The sequence below is a fragment of the Mesorhizobium muleiense genome (genome assembly GCF_900099905.1).
Lineage (GTDB): Bacteria > Pseudomonadota > Alphaproteobacteria > Rhizobiales > Rhizobiaceae > Mesorhizobium > Mesorhizobium muleiense.
This window is the reverse complement of the sequence record NZ_FNEE01000012.1, coordinates 1-16,929: the sequence shown is the minus strand read 5'-3', so window position 1 is coordinate 16,929 and position 16,929 is coordinate 1. Positions and strand designations below refer to the sequence as shown.

Genomic DNA, 16,929 nt, shown 5'->3' with positions numbered 1-16,929 from the left:
GCCCACCGTTTCTCGAATGCTCGATTCTCTTATGCAACGGAGACCAGATCCATGAAAGCTCTTGCCTCGCCGCTTGTCGCCGCCCTCGTCATGGGTTTGTTGGCCTCTCCGGCGATTGCGCAGAACACCGGCGCAGAAAACCAGCTTGATGCGGTTATCAAGAACGGCAAGCTGCGCGTCTGTACGACCGGCGACTACAAGCCCTTCACCTTTCATGACAAGCCCGCGAACAACTACCAGGGCATCGATATCGATCTCGCAAAATCTCTGGCAAGCTCACTAGGGGTCGAGGCGGATTTCGTTGCGACTACCTGGAAAACATTGCTTGCCGATTTTACGACCGGCAAGTGTGACATCGCGATGGGCGGTATTTCGGTGACCCTGGAACGCCAGAAGCAGGTGTTCTTCAGCGAGCCCTATCTCGTCAACGGCAAGGCACCGATTGCGCGCTGCGAGGACGAGGCGAAATTCCAATCGATTGCCGACATCAACAAGCCGGATGTGACTGTGATTGTTAATCCCGGCGGGACCAATGAGAAATTCGTGCGTGAAAAACTCAGTGACGCTAAAATTGAGATCTACCCGGACAACGTCACGATCTTCCGCCAAATCCTTGACGGCAAAGCCGATATCATGATCGCCGAATCGGTCGAAACCGAGTTGCAGGAGAAACTTCACCCCGGCCTTTGCGCGATCAACCCCGAGAAGCCGCTCCAATATGGCGAAATGGGTTATATGCTTCCTGAGGGTGCCGTTGTCTTCAAGGCCTATGTCGACCAATGGTTGCATCTTGCCAAGGCGACGGGTGAGTTCGATCGCATCTACGCTTCTCACGTCAAGTAGCGCCCGAGACGGATCCAATGGCAGCGCCGTGGACCGCGCGTCTCAGCGACTGCGGTCAGGCCCGTCACAGTGATCACACTCTGACCCCCAGGCGATCGAGGTCCGCCTCGAGCGTCTTTGCGTCGGTGAACAGCACCGACTGCCAGCCGGCTGCCTTGGCGCCGTCGACATTCTTTTGGCTGTCGTCGATAAACAGCGTGGCCGCGGGCTCGAGGCCGAACGCGGCGACGTGATGGTCGTAAATGCCGCGATCCGGCTTGATCATGCCGATCTCGCCCGAAATGGTCACACCGCGCGGGCGGTTGAGGAAGTCGAAACGCTGCCGGGCTTCGGCAAGCGTGTCGGACGCAAAATTGGTCAGCATGGTGACGTCGTGGCCGCTCTCGATCAGCTTGTCCATGAGTTGGACGCTGTCATCGTAAGCGTGCGGAACCATCTCGTGCCAGAGGCGGCGGAAGTTGCGGATGTTTTCGGCGTGGTCCGGGTATTCGGCGATCAGCAACGCCTCGGCCTCTTCCCAGGTGCGGCCGCGGTCCTGCTCGATGTTCCAGTCATGCGTGCAGACATTGTCGAAAAACCACTTTCTCTCGTCGGCATCCGGAATGATACGGCTGAACGGCAGGTTCGGATCGTAATGGATCAGCACTCTGCCGATGTCGAAAACGATGTGGCGGATTTCGGTCATTCTTGTCCTCGTTCAACGCAGTTCAAATGGGGGCGACGTGGGCGATTCAATGTGCGCGCTGCTTCTTCGTCGCGCCCGGTATCGCTGCTTCGATTACCTTTTTCATGACGGTGGGCAGTGCTTCGCCGGAAATTTCGTCGGCCAGCGACCAGAAATGACCCGCTGGGGCGGCGACATCGGCCATCGCTTTGAAGATTTCGAGTTCGAGCGCGAAATGGGTGAAGACATGGCCAATCTTCCCGGCTGGCCGCCAGTTGCCGGGGAAGGGCGCCGCCGCCGCTGTGGTGCCGCCGTCGATCCGCGCGGTCCAGCCGGTCGTCGGCACTTCGGTCATGCCGCCGAGCAGGCCCTTATCCCCACGTTTGCGCAAAAGGATGGCGCCATCGCCGCGTACGGCAACGAAAGCAGCCCCGCGCCGCAATGGTTTCTCGCCCTTCGGCAGGCGGACAGGGAAGCGTTCGGCATCGCCGGAAATAATGGCGCTGCAATCCTCACGCAGCGGGCAGAGCCCGCAGCGCGGCCGCCGCGGCGTGCAGATCGTCGCGCCGAGATCCATCATCGCCTGGGCGAAGTCGCCCGGCCTGGTCGCTGGAACCATGCGCTCGACATAGGTGCGTATGTCGCCCTTGGCCTCGCTCAGCGGCGTGACGATCGAAAACAGCCGGGAAACCACCCGCTCGACATTGCCGTCGACGACCGCGGCGGGCTGGTCGAAGGCGATCGCGGCGATCGCCGCCGCTGTGTAGGCGCCGATGCCGGGCAGCTCTCTCAAGCCAGCTTGCGTATCCGGAAACCTGCCGCCTTGCCGCGCGACGAGGTCGGCGCAGGCCTTGAGATTGCGCGCGCGGGAATAATAGCCGAGTCCGGCCCAGGCCTTCATGACATCTTCGGTCGCTGAAGCGGCCAACGCCTCGATATCAGGCCATTTCTCGACAAAGGCCCGGAAATAGGATTTTACCGCTTCGACCGTGGTCTGCTGCAGCATGACTTCGGAAAGCCAGACCCGGTAGGGATCGGGTCGTATGCCGCGTGCCAACTCGCGCGGCGCAATGCGCCACGGCAAGTCGCGGTGATGCCCGTCGTACCAGGCGAGCAGGCGGGACGCGATCTCGCCGCTGTCTCCGGATGCGGCTTTGCCGCTGTCTCCGGATGCGGTCTTGCGGGTCTGGTCGTGCAGTGCCATTGATCGAGGACTGGCCTAACCGATGTATGGTGAAGGTCGTGACTGGAGAACGCACATGGCAGGGAAAAGGCCCTTCGGCAATCCCGTTCCGGTGAGTGATCTCGCAACCCAGATCCTCGATCCGGTGCTGCGCAAGCGAGCCGGCATGTCGATCGGGCTCGTCCAGTCATGGGAGGAGATTGCCGGGCCGCGGCTTGCCAGCCGTTCGCGCCCTGAAAAGATCCAGTGGCCGCGCCGCATGCATGAAGATGATCCGTTCGAGCCGGCGGTGCTGGTCATCGCCTGCGAAGGCATGGCGGCGCTCCATCTGCAGCACGAGACCGGCGAGATCATCAACCGGGTCAACGCCTTCCTCGGCTTCAACGCTATCGGCCGGATCAGAATCGTGCAAAAGCCAGTCACGGTTGACAAAGGCCGGCTTAAACCAAGCATCCGGCCGCTGACCGCGGCCGAGAAGGTGAAGCTGTCGGGCACTGTCGGAATGATCGAGGATGATGGGCTGCGCGCCTCGCTGGAGCGGCTCGGCGCCACCATTCTCGGTCAAAAGAAAATATAATCTCGCGCTTTCGTGATCGCGTGCCTAGGATTTGGCGATTGGAATGGGGACGGCGATGCCTTAATTCGCGCCAACTCTCGCCTTTTCTAGCCTTTGCATTGCAAAATCCAACCATTGTCAGGTGATTCGTATGCCCCGTCTTTTGTCCCGCAGAAACCTCCTGTCGTCACTGGCCGCCATTCCGGCGGTGGCTCTGCTCGCCGCCTGCAGCGACTCGGGCGAGAAAGCCGTGGCGGAGGATGTGAAGCCTGCGGCCCCCGCCGATGCGATGAAGCCGGCCGATCCGGCAAAGCCGGCCGCTCCGGCCGCGGCCAAGGCGCCTGAGGCCCAGGGCACGGTGGACATGGCTGCCTTGCTGAAGCCCGGCGCACTGCCCGACATGCAGCTCGGCAAGGACGACGCGAAGGTCGCCATCGTCGAATATGCCTCGATGACCTGCCCGCACTGCGCGCATTTCCATGAAACCACCCTCCCGGCGCTGAAGACGAAATACATCGATACCGGCAAGGCCCGCCTAATCCTGCGCGAATTCCCCTTCGACCCCAGCGCCGAGGCCGGTTTCATGCTGGCGCGCTGCTCCAAGGACAATTATTTCCCAATGGTGGACGTTCTGTTCAAGCAGCAGGCGAACTGGGCAGGTGTCGCCAATACCAAGGACGCCCTGCTGCAAATCTCCAAGATGGCCGGTTTTACACAGGAGTCGTTCGAGGCCTGCTTGACGGACCAGAAACTTCTGGACGATGTGAGGTCGGTCCAGAAGCGCGGCGCCGATGAATTCAAGGTCGACTCGACGCCGACCTTCTTTATCAACGGGAAGACCTACAAGGGGGCGCTGTCGATTGAGGAAATCTCGGCCATTATCGACCCTCTGCTCTGACGTCTCGGCAGCGCCGAAGCGGCTGCGCTTCGGCGTGCGCAACTTTTTGTTGCGCCGCGAGTTCTTGTCGCCAAACCGCGGAACACTTTTGCAGAACCCGCTTTTGGGGCGGCGCGAATGAAATTCTCGCGCCTTCGCCTGCTCGGTTTCAAGTCGTTCGTCGAACCCGGTGAGTTCGTCATCGAACGCGGCCTGACCGGCATCGTCGGCCCCAACGGCTGCGGCAAGTCGAACCTTGTCGAGGCGCTGCGCTGGGTGATGGGCGAAAGCTCGTACAAGAACATGCGCGCGTCCGGCATGGACGACGTCATCTTTTCCGGTTCCGGAACGCGTCCGGCCCGCAACACCGCCGAAGTCACGCTTTTCCTCGACAACAGCGACCGTAGCGCGCCCTCGGCCTTCAACGACGCGGACGAGTTGCAGGTTTCGCGCCGCATCGAGCGCGAGGCGGGTTCGCTCTACCGCATCAACGGCAAGGAAGCCCGCGCCAAGGACGTGCAGCTGCTTTTCGCCGACCAGTCGACCGGCGCTCGCTCGCCCTCGATGGTCGGACAAGGCCGCATCGGCGAGCTGATCCAGGCAAAGCCGCAGGCGCGCCGCGCGCTGCTGGAAGAGGCGGCCGGCATTTCGGGCCTGCACACACGTCGCCACGAGGCCGAACTGCGTCTGAAAGCGGCCGAACAGAATCTGGAACGGCTGGACGACGTCGTCGGCGAGCTGGAAAGCCAGATCGAAAGCCTGAAGCGCCAGGCCCGCCAGGCCTCGCGCTTCAAGAACCTGTCGGCCGACATCCGCAAGGCTGAAGCGACGCTGCTGCATCTGCGCTGGACGCTGGCCAAGACGCAGGAAGGCGAGGCGCGCTCGGCGCTGGCGATCGCCACGGCACTGGTGGGCGACCGCGCCGCTGCCCAGATGGCTGCCGCCAGGGAGCAAGGGATCGGCGCCCATCGGTTGCCGGAGCTGCGCGATGCTGAAGCCGCCGCCGCCGCCGCCTTCCAGCGCCTGTCGATCGCCAAGACGCAGATCGAGGAAGAAGCGGGCCGTATCCGTGCCCGCCAACTGGAGCTCGACCGCCGGCTCCAGCAGCTCGACGGCGACATCGTCCGCGAGGAGCGGATGGTCCGCGACAATGCGGATATTCTTGATCGCCTCGCCGCCGAAGAAGCCGCGCTCAACACCGAGAACGCCGGCGCCGCCGACCGCGATGCCAGCACCCGCGCGGCGGTCGAACAGGCGGCTTCGACGCTTGCCGCCAGTGAAGCCAAACTCGCCGAGTTGACCGCCGAACGGGCGGAGGCCGCCGCCTCCCGCAACCAGATCGAACGAACGCTGCGCGACACCGCGGAGCGCCGCGACCGTTTCGCCCGCCAGCTCGCCGATGTCGACCGGGAATTGTCCGATATCGCCTCCAGGGTCGCCGGCCTGGCCGATCCCGCCGAGAAGCAACTTCTGGTTGAACAGGCGCTGGCGCTGCTCGAGGAAACCGAAGCCGCGGCGATTGCCGCCGAACAGGCTGTCGCCGAGGCGCGCGCGGCGGAGAGCGCCGCCCGCCCGCCGGTTCAGGATGCAAAGGCCGAGCTGGCGCGAATCGAAACCGAGGCCCGCACGCTGGCCAAGATCCTGAATGCCGCGAGCGGCGACCTCTTCCCGTCCGTGCTGGAGCAGATCAGCGTCGAGCGCGGCTACGAGACGGCGCTGGGCGCGGCCCTTGGCGAAGATCTCGACGTGCCGCTCGACCGCAGCGCGCCGGTGCATTGGGGCCAAAGCGAGGCCCAGCCCGGCGACGCCGCTCTGCCCGAAGGCATCAAGAGCCTTGCCAGCGTCGTCCGCGCGCCGGCGCAACTCGCCCGCCGATTGGCGCAGATCGGCATCGTCGACGCTGCTGAGGGAAGACGGTTGCAGGCGCAACTTACTCCCGGGCAGCGGCTGGTCAGCCGCGAAGGGGCGCTCTGGCGTTGGGACGGATTCACCGCCAGCGCCGACGCGCCGACCGCCGCCGCGCAGCGGCTGGCGCAGAAAAACCGGCTGGCCGAACTCGACGCCGAAGCGGTTCATGCGAACCGCATCCTGCGCCAGGCCGAACAGGCCCTTGCCGATGCCGAGCAGGCGCTTGCCCAGGCGAGCGAGGCCGAGCGCAACGCCCGTCAGGCCGGGCGTGATGCCCAGCATGGGCTGGACGCCGCCCGCAACGCGCTGGCCGAGGCCGAGAAGGCCGGCGGCGAGCTGTCGAGCCGGCGCGCCGCACTTGACGAGGCGCGCGCGCGCGTCGTCGACAGCCATGAAGAGACGGCCGCGGCTTTCGTCGAGGCCGAGATGCTGCTGCAAAGCGCTCCCGATCTCGGTGATCTGCAGTTGCAGCTCGATCAGTCGGCCGCCAACGTCGCTCGCGACCGCGCCACCCTTGCCGATGCCCGCGCCGTCCATGAAGGCTTGAGGCGGGAGGCGGAAGCGCGCGCGCGCCGACTCGACGCCATCGGCGCGGAGCGCCGCAACTGGCTGGAGCGCGCCGAAAACGCCTCGACGCAGATCGCCGCACTCGGCGAACGCAAGGCCGAGGCCGAGACCGAACGCGAAAGGCTGGCCGACGCCCCCGACGAGATCGACGCCAAGCGGCGCGCCTTGCTGTCGCAGCTTGCCGAAGCCGAAAGCCTGCGCCAGGCCGCCGGTGACCGGTTGCAGGAGGCGGAAAACAAGCAGTCCGAACTGGACAAGGCCGCGACGTCAGCGATCCAGTCGCTGGCCGAGGCGCGCGAAACCCGCGTCCGCGCCGAAGAGCGGCTGACCGCTGCCGATGAAAGACGGCTCGAGGTCGAGGCGCGCATCCAGGAAACGCTGAACACGCCGCCGCATCTGGTCATCCGCCACACCGGCCTGGAGGCCGACAGCCCGATGCCGGAGATGACTGAGATCGAGCGTCAGCTCGACCGGCTGAAGATCGAGCGCGAGCGGCTCGGCGCCGTCAATCTGCGCGCCGAGGAAGAGCAGAAGGAACTGTCCGACCGGCTGGAGACCATCGTTTCCGAACGTGAGGACATCATCGAGGCCATCCGCAAGCTGCGGCAGGCGATCCAGAGCCTGAACCGCGAAGGCCGCGAACGGCTTCTGGCTGCCTTCGACGTGGTCAACGGCCATTTCCAGCGGCTGTTTTCGCATCTGTTCGGCGGCGGCACGGCGGAACTGCAACTGATCGAGTCCGATGATCCGCTCGAGGCCGGTCTCGAAATCCTTGCGCGGCCACCCGGCAAGAAGCCGCAGACGATGACGCTGCTTTCCGGCGGCGAGCAGGCGTTGACGGCGATGTCGCTGATTTTTGCCGTGTTCCTGACCAATCCCGCGCCGATCTGCGTGCTCGATGAGGTCGACGCACCGCTCGACGATCACAATGTCGAGCGTTTCTGCAATCTGATGGACGAAATGGCGGCCACCACCGAGACGCGCTTCGTCATCATCACGCACAACCCGATCACCATGGCCCGCATGAACCGGCTGTTCGGGGTGACCATGGCCGAGCAGGGCGTCAGCCAACTCGTGTCGGTCGACCTTCAGGCGGCCGAGGCCCTGCGCGAGGCGAGCTGATGCGTCGACCGCGCAGCTTGTCGGTAGCGCCTATTGGGGCTTTCGGCTAAAACACGAATTGGACTGGGTCGGTTCCGTTCATTCTGATGAGCGTTTTGATGTTGCGCATGATCCTCTCCGAAATCGATCTCGATTTCGCGATCATGTGCCAGCATATGCGTGGAGAACTTTGTTGCCTGTACTTGTCACGGGAGCCGCAGGATTCATCGGCAGCCATGTTTGCCATCATCTCCTGAGCAGGGGGGAAGCGGTCGTCGGCGTCGACAATATGAACGACTATTACGACCTGGCGCTCAAAAAGGGGCGCCTCGCCCGCTTGCAGCCTCACAAGGATTTTTCATTTCACCAGATCGACATCGCCGAACAGGGCGCTCTTGCCGACGCTTTGGCCGGGCAAGGCATAGTCAGGATCGTCCATCTCGCCGCTCAGGCGGGTGTGCGCTATTCACTCGACAATCCGAGGCTCTATGTCCGTTCCAATGTTGTCGGCCATCTCGAAGTGCTCGAATTCTGTCGCGCGCAGCCCGCATTCGAGCATCTGGTCTATGCCTCGTCGAGCTCGGTCTATGGCGGCAACCGCAAAGTGCCGTTCAGCGAGACCGATCAGGTCGACAAGCCCGTCTCGCTTTACGCCGCCACCAAGAAGTCCGATGAATTGATGAGCCACACCTATGCCCATCTCTTCGGGGTGCCGCAGACCGGTTTGCGATTTTTCACCGTCTACGGTCCCTGGGGCCGGCCCGACATGGCCTATTGGATATTCACCAAGGCGATGCTCGAAGGCAAGCCGATCCGGGTGTTCAACAATGGCGAGATGTGGCGCGATTTCACTTATGTCGAAGATGTGGTGAGAGCTGTCGTTGCCGTGCTCGACAAGCCGCCATCGGCTGAAGTTCCGCCGAGCAGGCTCTACAATGTCGGCAACAACCGGCCGGTGCGGCTCGGCGATTTCATCGACACTCTGGAAAAACTGCTCGGCGTAAAAGCGATCCGCCACAGCGAGCCGATGCAAAGCAGCGATGTCGAGCGGACCTATGCCGACATGACTGCGCTGGAGCGCGATTTCGGCTTCAAGCCGAGCGTTTCAATCGAAGACGGGCTGAAGAAATTCGTCGACTGGTACCGGTCTGAATGGGCTGCAGGATCAACGACAAGGTGACTGCGGCCCGCGGGTCGTCGCCTGCGGTCTCCGCGTTTGCGGCCCGAGGGGCGCGACTTCGCTCCAGTCGCCGCTTGTTATCGCCTCAGCCCACTCATGAAGGTCTTTACTCGGGCAGGGTCGACCTGGTTCCACCAGACGCCGTCATGCTTCAGCGCACTGGCGATGATGATCCCATCGACGATGCCAAGGATATCGTTCGCATTGTCGGGCGTCACGCCGCTGCCGACCAGCGTCGGCAGGCCGGCGGCCTCTTTGATCATGCTGATATAGCTCAGATCCGCAGTGTGCCCGGTGCGTTGACCGGTCGCAATGATGGCGTCGGCGTCGAAGAAGACCAGATCCTTGACCAGTTCCTCCACCGGGCGGTCGGCAACGATCGCGTGCGCGCCGTGCTTGACATGAGCATCGGCGAAAACGCGGATGCCATTGGCGCGCAGCCTGGCGCGGTAGCGTGCTGCGCGACCGGACTCCCCCTCGACAAAACCCTCATTGGCGACATAGGCATTCGCCCATTGATTGACGCGGATAAAGCCCGCGCCGGAGGCGCTGGCGATCGCAAGGGCAGGGATCGCGGCGTTAGCGAGCACATTGATGCCGATCGGCTTGCCGAACTCGCGGCGGATACGGTCGGAAATAACCGCCATATAGGCCGCTGTCTCCGGTCCGATATCGTCAGGTTTGGCAAACGGGATGTCGCCATGATTCTCTACGATCACGCCGTCGCATCCGCCATCGAGATAAGATCTCGCATCGTCCAGACCGCGCTGATAGATCGCCTCGACCGCCTCGCCGTCATAGCGCGGCGCGCCGGGAAGCGGCGACAGGTGAACGACGCCGATCACCACCTTGGTGCGGCCGAAAAGGTCTACCAGCGCGACGCCGCCTGATTGACCGAGTTGGGTCATGAGAGCTCCGTTTGATCGATGAGCGCCGCCATTTCAGACGCGGAAGGACAGGATATCAATGTGCCCGGGCGAGTCACCGCAATTGCGGCAGCCGCGAGCGCGAACGTCAGCCCTGGGGCAACCGACATTCCCTTGGCAAACCCGCCGGCCAGGCAGCCGCAAAACACATCGCCGGCGCCGCTGGTGTCGAGCGCCTCGACACGTGGTGCCGGCAAACGAAACGATCCTCCCTGGTCCGGGCCAAGGGCGAGACAGCCTTCCGCACCGAGCGTGATCACGACTGTCTCGGCGCCTTTGGCCGCCAGCGCGTCGGCGGCGGCTGCCATGTCATCCTGGCCGGTCAGCGCTTTCGCCTCGGATTGATTCACCACCAACACCTGCGCCAGGCCGAAGTCAGGCAGAGCCGCCGCGTCGATAGGGCTGGCATTCAGGACGGTGCGCGCGCCATTTTCCTGTGCTGCCCGCAGGCAGGCATCTATCGCGGCGCCTCGCAGGTTTCCTTGGCAGACAACGATGTCGCCAGACGCGATTCGGTCCGCAAGTGCGGTTTGTGCGATCGGATCGAACGCCTCGCTGCAGGCGACGCCGCTCACGATGAAGTTCTCGCCGCCGGCCCCAATGACGATGGTCGAGCGGTCGCTTGGCAGGTCGAATTCAATCGCCTCGAGGTCAGACAACTCCCTGTCGAGGCGGCTCCTGATCCATGCGCCTGCGCGGTCCTTGCCGAGCGCCGTCCAAAACGTTACCGCAGCACCCGTGCGCGCGGCGGCAACCGCCTGGTTTGCTCCCTTGCCGCCGAGGCCGTCGGCGTAGCTGCTGGCGTTCAAGGTCTCGCCGGCGGCAGGGAAGCGGCCGACGCGAAAAATCGTGTCGACGCAGGCATTGCCGACGACATGGACATGCATCGCTCAGCTCTCACCGATCGCCCAGCTCAGCATCTGCTCGAACAGGGTTTTGTAGCCTTTCCAGGCGATGAATTCCGGTGGCAGCCAATGCGGCCCGACATCGGACGTCCAGGCCACAGTGCGGCCCTTGCCATAGTGACCGGTGACGAGCAGCGGCAGCGAGCCATAATCCGACGACACGGTTGCCAGGACTTCCGCCCCGTCTTTCAGCGTCACCTCGTTGAAGCCGAGCAGGACTGGCCAATCCGACCCGAGACCCCTGAGGATCGGATGGTCCGAGGAGCCTTTCAGGACAGGCGAAAACCCTTCCGGCACCTCGACGCGGTCGTCGAAGGCGAGGCAGCTCACCGGCAGCACCTCCTCGACCGGCGTCTTGCGATAGCGCGCGCCGCCATTGATGCCCTGGAAGCTATAGTAGCCGCCGAACATCAAAAGCCCGCCGCCGTCGCGCACATAATCGCGCAGCAGCCGCAGGCGGTTCGGCGTCGGCTTGGAGTGAACCCAGGTGTCGGGATGCAGGAGCAGCGTGTTGGCGCCGATGTCGGAGAGCACCACCGCGTCATAGGCCGAAAGCGTCTCCATTGTTTGCGGAAAGCTGCGCTGTGCCTCATGCGCCGGCATGAAGGTCACGTCGAAGTCGGTCGCCCTTAGCGCCGTCAGCAATTCGTCGGCGCCGGTGTGATAGGTGACCGTCGGAAACTGGTCGAAGCCCTTGATATGGGTCGCGGTCGACACCCAGGATTCACCGGCAAGCAGGATTTTTTTCTTGGACATTTGAACTCCGTCGTAAGTCTCAGCCGTAAGTCTGGGCTTGATTCTGCCGCGAGAACACGGCTTTCGGATTGGCGATCAGCATGCGGTCGATGGCTGGCTGCTCGACGCCATGCCGTTTCAGGCGCGGTATGAAATGCTTGAGGATGTAGCCGTAGCCGAAACCGCCGAAGCGGGTCAGCATGATCTTGAGGAACACATCCTGCGACAAGAGCAGGCGATCGCCGAAGCCGGCCTCGACAAGTGCCGCGATTGCCCGCGCGTTCTCTTCGTCGGAGGGCGATTGCGCGTCCTGATCGGCATAATAATAGTCCATGCCGATCATGTCGTATTCCAGGAACGCGCCGCGCCGGGCGAGGCTTGTCTGGTAGTCGAGATCATTGTGGCTGGGGTTCATGTGGCAGAGCACAGTGTGGCGAAGATCGGCGCCCTCGGCCTCCACGACATCGAGCACATCGTGCGCCAGCCGCTCCCAGCCGGGCAGGTGGATCGACAGCGGCACGCCGGTGATGCGCGAGGCCCGCGCCGAAGCTCGCAGCGACTTTCGTTCCTCCGAAGTAAAATCCTTGCTGACGCCGATCTCGCCGATCAGGCCGGCCAGGATCGGCGGCTGCGTCTCGCCGCCGCCGACATCGTTGACGATGAACTCGGTCACCGCGTCGACATCCATCGCCTTCAGCCATTCGGGATGGGTGTGCTCCAGATAGAAGCCGGTGCCCATGACGATCTTCAGGCCGGACATGCGGCTGATGCGGGCGAGCTTTTCCGGCTCGCGGCCGATGCCGATATTGGTCGCGTCGACGACGGTGTGGCCGCCCAGCGCGCGATAGCGTTGCAGCTCAGACAGCGCCAGGTCACTGTCATCGAGCGAAACATTGTCGCGGTTGACGTAAGGGTTCATGCGCAATTCACCGATGATCTCGATGCTCACCGGCTGCTCTGCGAGCGCCATGTCGTCGGGATGACAGGGACATTTCCAGCTGCGCGCACCGTCGAGCAAGATGTGCTCGTGCATCAGCGTGACGCCCATTTCTTCGACCGGAACGGGGCCGAGCACGGTCATCACATGACCGGTTTCGACTCCGATCGCCAGCCTCTGCCTGGGAGCCGCGTCATCGAAAAGATCACTCATGGGCTCAACGGCTCCGCACGGCGCCGCGGAACAGGCGGAAGTTCAGCCAGATGGCGATCAGGATGATTGTTCCGGTCACGATCGGCGTCAGGAATGGCGACAGATGCGCCAGGATCAGACCGTTGCCGATGACGGCCACGGTAAGCGCGCCGAGCACCGTGCCGACGATCGTTCCGCGGCCGCCGAACAGGCTGGTGCCGCCAAGCACGACGGCGGCGATGACTTCGAGCTCAAATCCTTGTCCGGCATTCGACGATCCGGATCCGAGCCGGGCAGCAATGATGATCCCCGCAAGCGCTGCCGCGGCGGCGGAAATCACGTAGACGAAAAGTGTCGTCAGCCGCGTGTTCACGCCGGCGCGCCTGACCGCTTCGGCGTTGGCGCCGATGCCGGTCACGTAGCGGCCGAACGGCGTCTCGTTGAAGGCGATACAGGCGATCGCCAGGATCGCCAGCGCGATCAGCGCCGGCGCCGGCACGCCAAGCAGCCAGGCGCGGCCCAGCACCGTGAAAGGGCTGCCCGGCTCGATGGGGATGGAGTAGCCGCCGGTGATCAGCAGCGCCACGCCGCGGATCACCGAAAGTCCGGCAAGCGTGACGATGAAGGCCGGGATGCCCTCATAAGCGACGAAATAGCCCTGCACCGCGCCAAGCAAGGCGCCCAGCGCAAGCATGGCGAGGATGACCAGCGGCCATGGCAAACCCAGTTGCAGCAGCGTCGCCGACAGCGTTGCCACCAGCGCCAGCACGGAGCCGACCGAAAGGTCGATGCCGCCGGTGGTGATGACGAAGGTCATCGCCGCGGCGACGATCAGCAGCGGTGCCGACTGCCGCAGGATGTTCAGCAGGTTGGGCGACGTCAGGAAGGCGTCCGTCGCCACCGAGAAGATGACGCTAACGATAAGAAAGAACAGCGCGATCGACACGACACTGCCGTTGGCGAGCACCGCATCTCGCCACGTGGATTCGCGGACCCTTCGAGACTGCGCGGAGCGGGTCGAAGTCGCTTCGCTCATGCTGGCGCTCCATCGCGATAGGCGTTGGTGGCCGAACGAGCGTTGAACTTGCGGCCCACGATCAGGTTGACGACATCCTCGATATTGGTTTCGCCGATCAGTCGCTCGGCGACGTTGCGTCCTTCGTACATGACCTGAATGCGGTCGCATACGAGGAACAGATCCTGAAGCCGGTGGGTGATCAGGATGACACTGACGCCGCGGGCGCTGACGGTGCGGATCAGGTCCAGCACAGCCTCGACCTCGGCGACGGCGAGCGCCGCCGTCGGCTCATCCATAATCAGCACGGACGGCTCGAACGAGGCGGCGCGGCCGATCGCGATCGACTGTCGCTGTCCGCCGGACAGGTTTTCGACCTTGAGCCGCGTGTCTGATATAACGATGCCGAGACAGTCGAGCATCTGGCGCGTTTGCTCGTGCATGCGCTTCTTGTCGAGAAAGGAAATGCCGGCGATGCGGCGGCGCGGCTCGCGGCCGAGAAAAAGATTGCCGGCGACGTCGACCGTGTCGCAGAGCGACAGATCCTGATAGACCATCTCGACGCGCGCCGCACGCGCGTCCGCCGGCGAAGTGAAGGTCACCGGCGTTCCATCGATCTCGATCGTGCCGGCATCGGGAACCACCGCTCCCGACAACACCTTGCTCAACGTCGACTTCCCGGCGCCATTGTCGCCGACAAGCCCCAGGACCTCGCCCGGCCTCAGCACCAGCGACACGTCATCGAGCGTCTGAATGGCATTGTAGCGCTTTGAGATGCCGCTCATCCGCACCCGATAGGTCTCGCCACTGCTCATCTTGGATCCCACGGGATTGCAAAGCGTCCGCGGCGTAGCCCTTCGCGGCGCCGCGGACGGGTCATCGATGCAGTCTACTGGAACATCGCGCGGTATTGTTCGACATTGTCCTTGGTCACGATCGTCACCGGAATATTGATGATCGGCTCGACCGTTTCGCCCTTCTTGAGCTTGACCAATGCTTCGACAGCGGCCTTGCCTTCGCCGGCAGGGTCCTGCTGGACGACTGCCACCACCCAACCATCGTCAATGCCCTGAATGACCTGCTTGGTCAGGTCCCAGCCGAACACCTTGACGTCGCCGGTGCGGCCTTGGCTGGTTACGGCCGAAACAGCGCCGAGCAACGCCGGCTCGCCGGTCGCATATAGCGTCGTCATGTCCGGATTGGCGGTCATCAGATTCTCTGAAGCGCTCATTGCGGTCTCCTGGACATTCTGGCCGTCGACCGTGTCGAGGAAGGTGATCGCCAGGCCGCTGTCGGTGACCGCCTTCTTGAAGCCGTCGAGCCGCTGGTTCTGGATGAACGAATTGAGCGCGCCGACAATGCCGATCTTGGCAGAGCCGCCCATCTCCGACTTCACATAATCGGCATAGAATTTGCCGATATCCTCGCCGGCCTTGGCGTTGTCGACACCGATGAATGCAACGTTGTCGCCGTCGGGAATCTGCGCGTCGATGGCGATCACCGGGATGCCGGCCGCCTTCGCGGCGGTGATTGCAGGCTTGACGCCGTTGACGTCGATGGCGACCAGAATGATGCCGTCGACTTTTTGTGTGATGTAGTTCTCGATCGCATCATTTTGCGCGCTCGGCACGTTGTTGGCATTGAAGATGACCAGCTTGGCGCCGGCGGCGTCGGCCGCCTTCTGCGCGCCCTCGTTGATCTGGTTGAAGAACAGGGCCTGCTGGTTGATGTTGACCAGAGCGAACGTATCGGCGAACGCCGATCCCATCGCCGTCGAGCAGATGGCCAAGACGGCGGCGCAACGGAAGAGAAGCTTGAACGGACGCATTTACGGTTCCCCTTGCTTGCGGGCCAAACCTGTCAGGCTGGCCGTTGGTGCTACAGGCACAAGGCAAACATTCAAGAGACTTGAATATTTGTCAACGAATTTGATCTCACAGCAGCCGTCAGAAGGTCGCTGGTGTGTTGACCCAAAAAATGCTGGCTCTCTCCTTGCCGATGTTGCGGTAATGGTGCGGCAGTTCCGACCTGAATACGAACGCATCGCCGGTGGCGAGATCATGGCTCTTGCCATCGACGATCAGCTTGATCCGGCCGGCAAGCACGTAGCCGACTTCCTCGCCGACATGCTGGATGGGACCTTCGCTCTCGCCGTCTGCCTCGATATGATGGATGTTGCACTGCAACAGGTGTCCGGGCGAATAGGGAATGATGCGTTCGAGCGAGATGCCCTCGCCGCGCCTCAGCGCGTCGAGCGAGATCAATGGCCGCGCGCCTGCGCGGAACACGATCGCCTCGTCGCCGTCGACCTGTTCGAACATCCAGCCGATATTGGTCTCCAGAGCTTCGACCAGGCGGTGAAGCATGGGCAGGGATGGCGAAGCCTTGCCGTTCTCGATCTTGGACAGAAGGCTTTCAGAGCAGTGCGCAGCTGTCGCCAGCGTCTTCAGCGTCATGCCCCGCGTCTGGCGGGCGAGGCGCAACCGCGTTCCAAGCCGCGCGGCATTTACGGTGGCGTCCGTTTCGGACTCCGGCCGTCGCCGATCGATTTTGTTCATCCGTTCGCCAACCATTCAACGGGACAACTGTCGCGCGAGCAAAAGACAGCCGCGACCGATTTGCAAGTGGTGATTTGTCAATTTCGACCTACCCGGGCCTCGACCGGTTTTTGATAGCACGGATAAAGCAACCCGGCGTCAAACACTCGCCGTCCACAGCGACATCGGCCGCCCCTCGATTGAACCCGGCGCCGACTGGAACGAAAAGCGTTCCTGCGTTGTTCCCCAACCGTCCCGATGTTCGAAGGGGCTGGTCTATACGCCGGCCAGAGGCGATGCTCGCGGCAGGCGCTCGACGGAAACTCAATGCAGGTAAGATAGGTCTTGAGCCTGCGCAGCGCCTTGTTCGCCCGCTTGAACTGCTTGGCGTGGGCATAGCGCTGATGGCTGATCAGCGCCAGCTTGCCGACCCGCACATAGCTCTGGCGCAAAGAGGCCTTTGCACAGAATCGGATTGATGATTCCGGGGGTAAGGAAGAGAGGGAGATGATTCGGATGGTCGATCGTGTTGTTGGTCAACTGAGCCTGGCGGATGCGCTGGCGCTGTCGGATACGACGCAGCTCGACCAGATCGCGACGGTCATCGACTGGATGCCGATCCGGGCACTTCTTGGTCAGCGCAGCGGGCCGGGCAAGGGCAACACCAGCTATCCAGCCGAGACATTGCTGCGCTGTCTGTTTTTGGGCGTGTGGAACAATCTCAGCGACCCCGCCCTTGAGATGCAACTGCGCGACCGGCTGTCGTTCCGCCGCTTTGCCGGCTTCAGCCTGTCGGACCGCAC

At 63.2% G+C, this 16,929-nt stretch carries 16 protein-coding genes; 6 read left to right on the top strand and 10 right to left on the bottom strand.

Annotated elements, in window-relative coordinates; all coding sequences use genetic code 11:
- The first annotated feature begins 51 nt into the window (after positions 1 to 51).
- Entirely contained in the window at positions 52 to 843 is a 792-nt protein-coding gene (locus BLT09_RS20150) for a transporter substrate-binding domain-containing protein (RefSeq protein ID WP_091595947.1), read from the top strand.
- A 73-nt stretch (positions 844 to 916) separates the two neighbouring features.
- Here the strand turns inward: BLT09_RS20150 and BLT09_RS20145 are convergent, their stop codons facing one another.
- Together BLT09_RS20145 and mutY are read right to left on the bottom strand one after the other, a co-directional pair.
- A complete protein-coding gene (locus tag BLT09_RS20145) occupies positions 917 to 1,528 on the bottom strand; it encodes an HAD family hydrolase (RefSeq protein WP_091595945.1) in 612 nt (203 codons plus the stop codon).
- Between the two features lie 46 nt (positions 1,529 to 1,574).
- On the bottom strand, positions 1,575 to 2,711 hold the full coding sequence (gene mutY, locus BLT09_RS20140; protein WP_091595943.1) for an A/G-specific adenine glycosylase: 1,137 nt from the start codon (positions 2,709 to 2,711) through the stop codon (positions 1,575 to 1,577).
- A gap of 55 nt (positions 2,712 to 2,766) precedes the next feature.
- On the opposite strand from mutY, the gene BLT09_RS20135 reads away from it, so the two are divergent.
- The 4 genes from BLT09_RS20135 (at position 2,767) to BLT09_RS20120 (ending at position 8,879) form a co-directional block, all read left to right on the top strand.
- Complete coding sequence (locus tag BLT09_RS20135) at positions 2,767 to 3,267, top strand: DUF721 domain-containing protein (protein WP_091595941.1); 501 nt, start codon at positions 2,767 to 2,769, stop codon at positions 3,265 to 3,267.
- 130 nt (positions 3,268 to 3,397) lie between these two features.
- On the top strand, positions 3,398 to 4,144 hold the full coding sequence (locus BLT09_RS20130) for a DsbA family protein (protein ID WP_091595939.1): 747 nt from the start codon (positions 3,398 to 3,400) through the stop codon (positions 4,142 to 4,144).
- 117 nt (positions 4,145 to 4,261) lie between these two features.
- The gene (gene smc, locus BLT09_RS20125; protein WP_091595937.1) at positions 4,262 to 7,720 is read left to right on the top strand and encodes a chromosome segregation protein SMC; all 3,459 of its coding nucleotides are present in this window, start codon (positions 4,262 to 4,264) and stop codon (positions 7,718 to 7,720) included.
- 172 nt (positions 7,721 to 7,892) lie between these two features.
- Complete coding sequence (locus BLT09_RS20120; RefSeq protein WP_208602519.1) at positions 7,893 to 8,879, top strand: NAD-dependent epimerase/dehydratase family protein; 987 nt, start codon at positions 7,893 to 7,895, stop codon at positions 8,877 to 8,879.
- Between the two features lie 77 nt (positions 8,880 to 8,956).
- Here BLT09_RS20120 and BLT09_RS20115 read toward each other — a convergent pair whose 3' ends face one another.
- The 8 genes from BLT09_RS20115 to BLT09_RS20080 all read right to left on the bottom strand — a co-directional run bounded on the left by BLT09_RS20115 (position 8,957) and on the right by BLT09_RS20080 (position 16,147).
- Positions 8,957 to 9,787 (bottom strand): BtpA/SgcQ family protein, encoded by an 831-nt coding sequence (locus BLT09_RS20115; RefSeq protein ID WP_091595933.1) that lies wholly within the window; start codon positions 9,785 to 9,787, stop codon positions 8,957 to 8,959.
- Positions 9,784 to 10,692 carry a PfkB family carbohydrate kinase gene (locus BLT09_RS20110; protein ID WP_091595930.1) on the bottom strand — a complete coding sequence of 303 codons (909 nt, stop codon included), beginning with the start codon at positions 10,690 to 10,692 and terminating at the stop codon, positions 9,784 to 9,786. The genes BLT09_RS20115 and BLT09_RS20110 overlap by 4 nt, the downstream gene beginning before the upstream one ends.
- A 3-nt stretch (positions 10,693 to 10,695) precedes the next feature.
- The gene (locus BLT09_RS20105) at positions 10,696 to 11,466 is read right to left on the bottom strand and encodes a glutamine amidotransferase (protein WP_091595928.1); all 771 of its coding nucleotides are present in this window, start codon (positions 11,464 to 11,466) and stop codon (positions 10,696 to 10,698) included.
- Between the two features lie 19 nt (positions 11,467 to 11,485).
- Entirely contained in the window at positions 11,486 to 12,595 is a 1,110-nt protein-coding gene (locus tag BLT09_RS20100; RefSeq protein ID WP_091595926.1) for a phosphotriesterase family protein, read from the bottom strand.
- Between the two features lie 4 nt (positions 12,596 to 12,599).
- On the bottom strand, positions 12,600 to 13,610 hold the full coding sequence (locus BLT09_RS20095; protein WP_091595924.1) for an ABC transporter permease: 1,011 nt from the start codon (positions 13,608 to 13,610) through the stop codon (positions 12,600 to 12,602).
- Positions 13,607 to 14,404 (bottom strand): ATP-binding cassette domain-containing protein, encoded by a 798-nt coding sequence (locus BLT09_RS20090; RefSeq protein WP_091595922.1) that lies wholly within the window; start codon positions 14,402 to 14,404, stop codon positions 13,607 to 13,609. Before BLT09_RS20090 ends, BLT09_RS20095 begins: the two co-directional genes overlap by 4 nt.
- Positions 14,405 to 14,478: 74 nt before the next feature.
- On the bottom strand, positions 14,479 to 15,417 hold the full coding sequence (locus BLT09_RS20085; protein ID WP_091595920.1) for an ABC transporter substrate-binding protein: 939 nt from the start codon (positions 15,415 to 15,417) through the stop codon (positions 14,479 to 14,481).
- A gap of 118 nt (positions 15,418 to 15,535) precedes the next feature.
- Positions 15,536 to 16,147, bottom strand: coding sequence for a cupin domain-containing protein (locus BLT09_RS20080; RefSeq protein ID WP_091596165.1), 612 nt, complete (start codon positions 16,145 to 16,147; stop codon positions 15,536 to 15,538).
- Positions 16,148 to 16,642: 495 nt separating this feature from the next.
- On the opposite strand from BLT09_RS20080, the gene BLT09_RS20070 reads away from it, so the two are divergent.
- On the top strand, positions 16,643 to 16,929 hold a 287-nt coding region (locus BLT09_RS20070; protein ID WP_167366478.1), incomplete at its 3' end, for a transposase.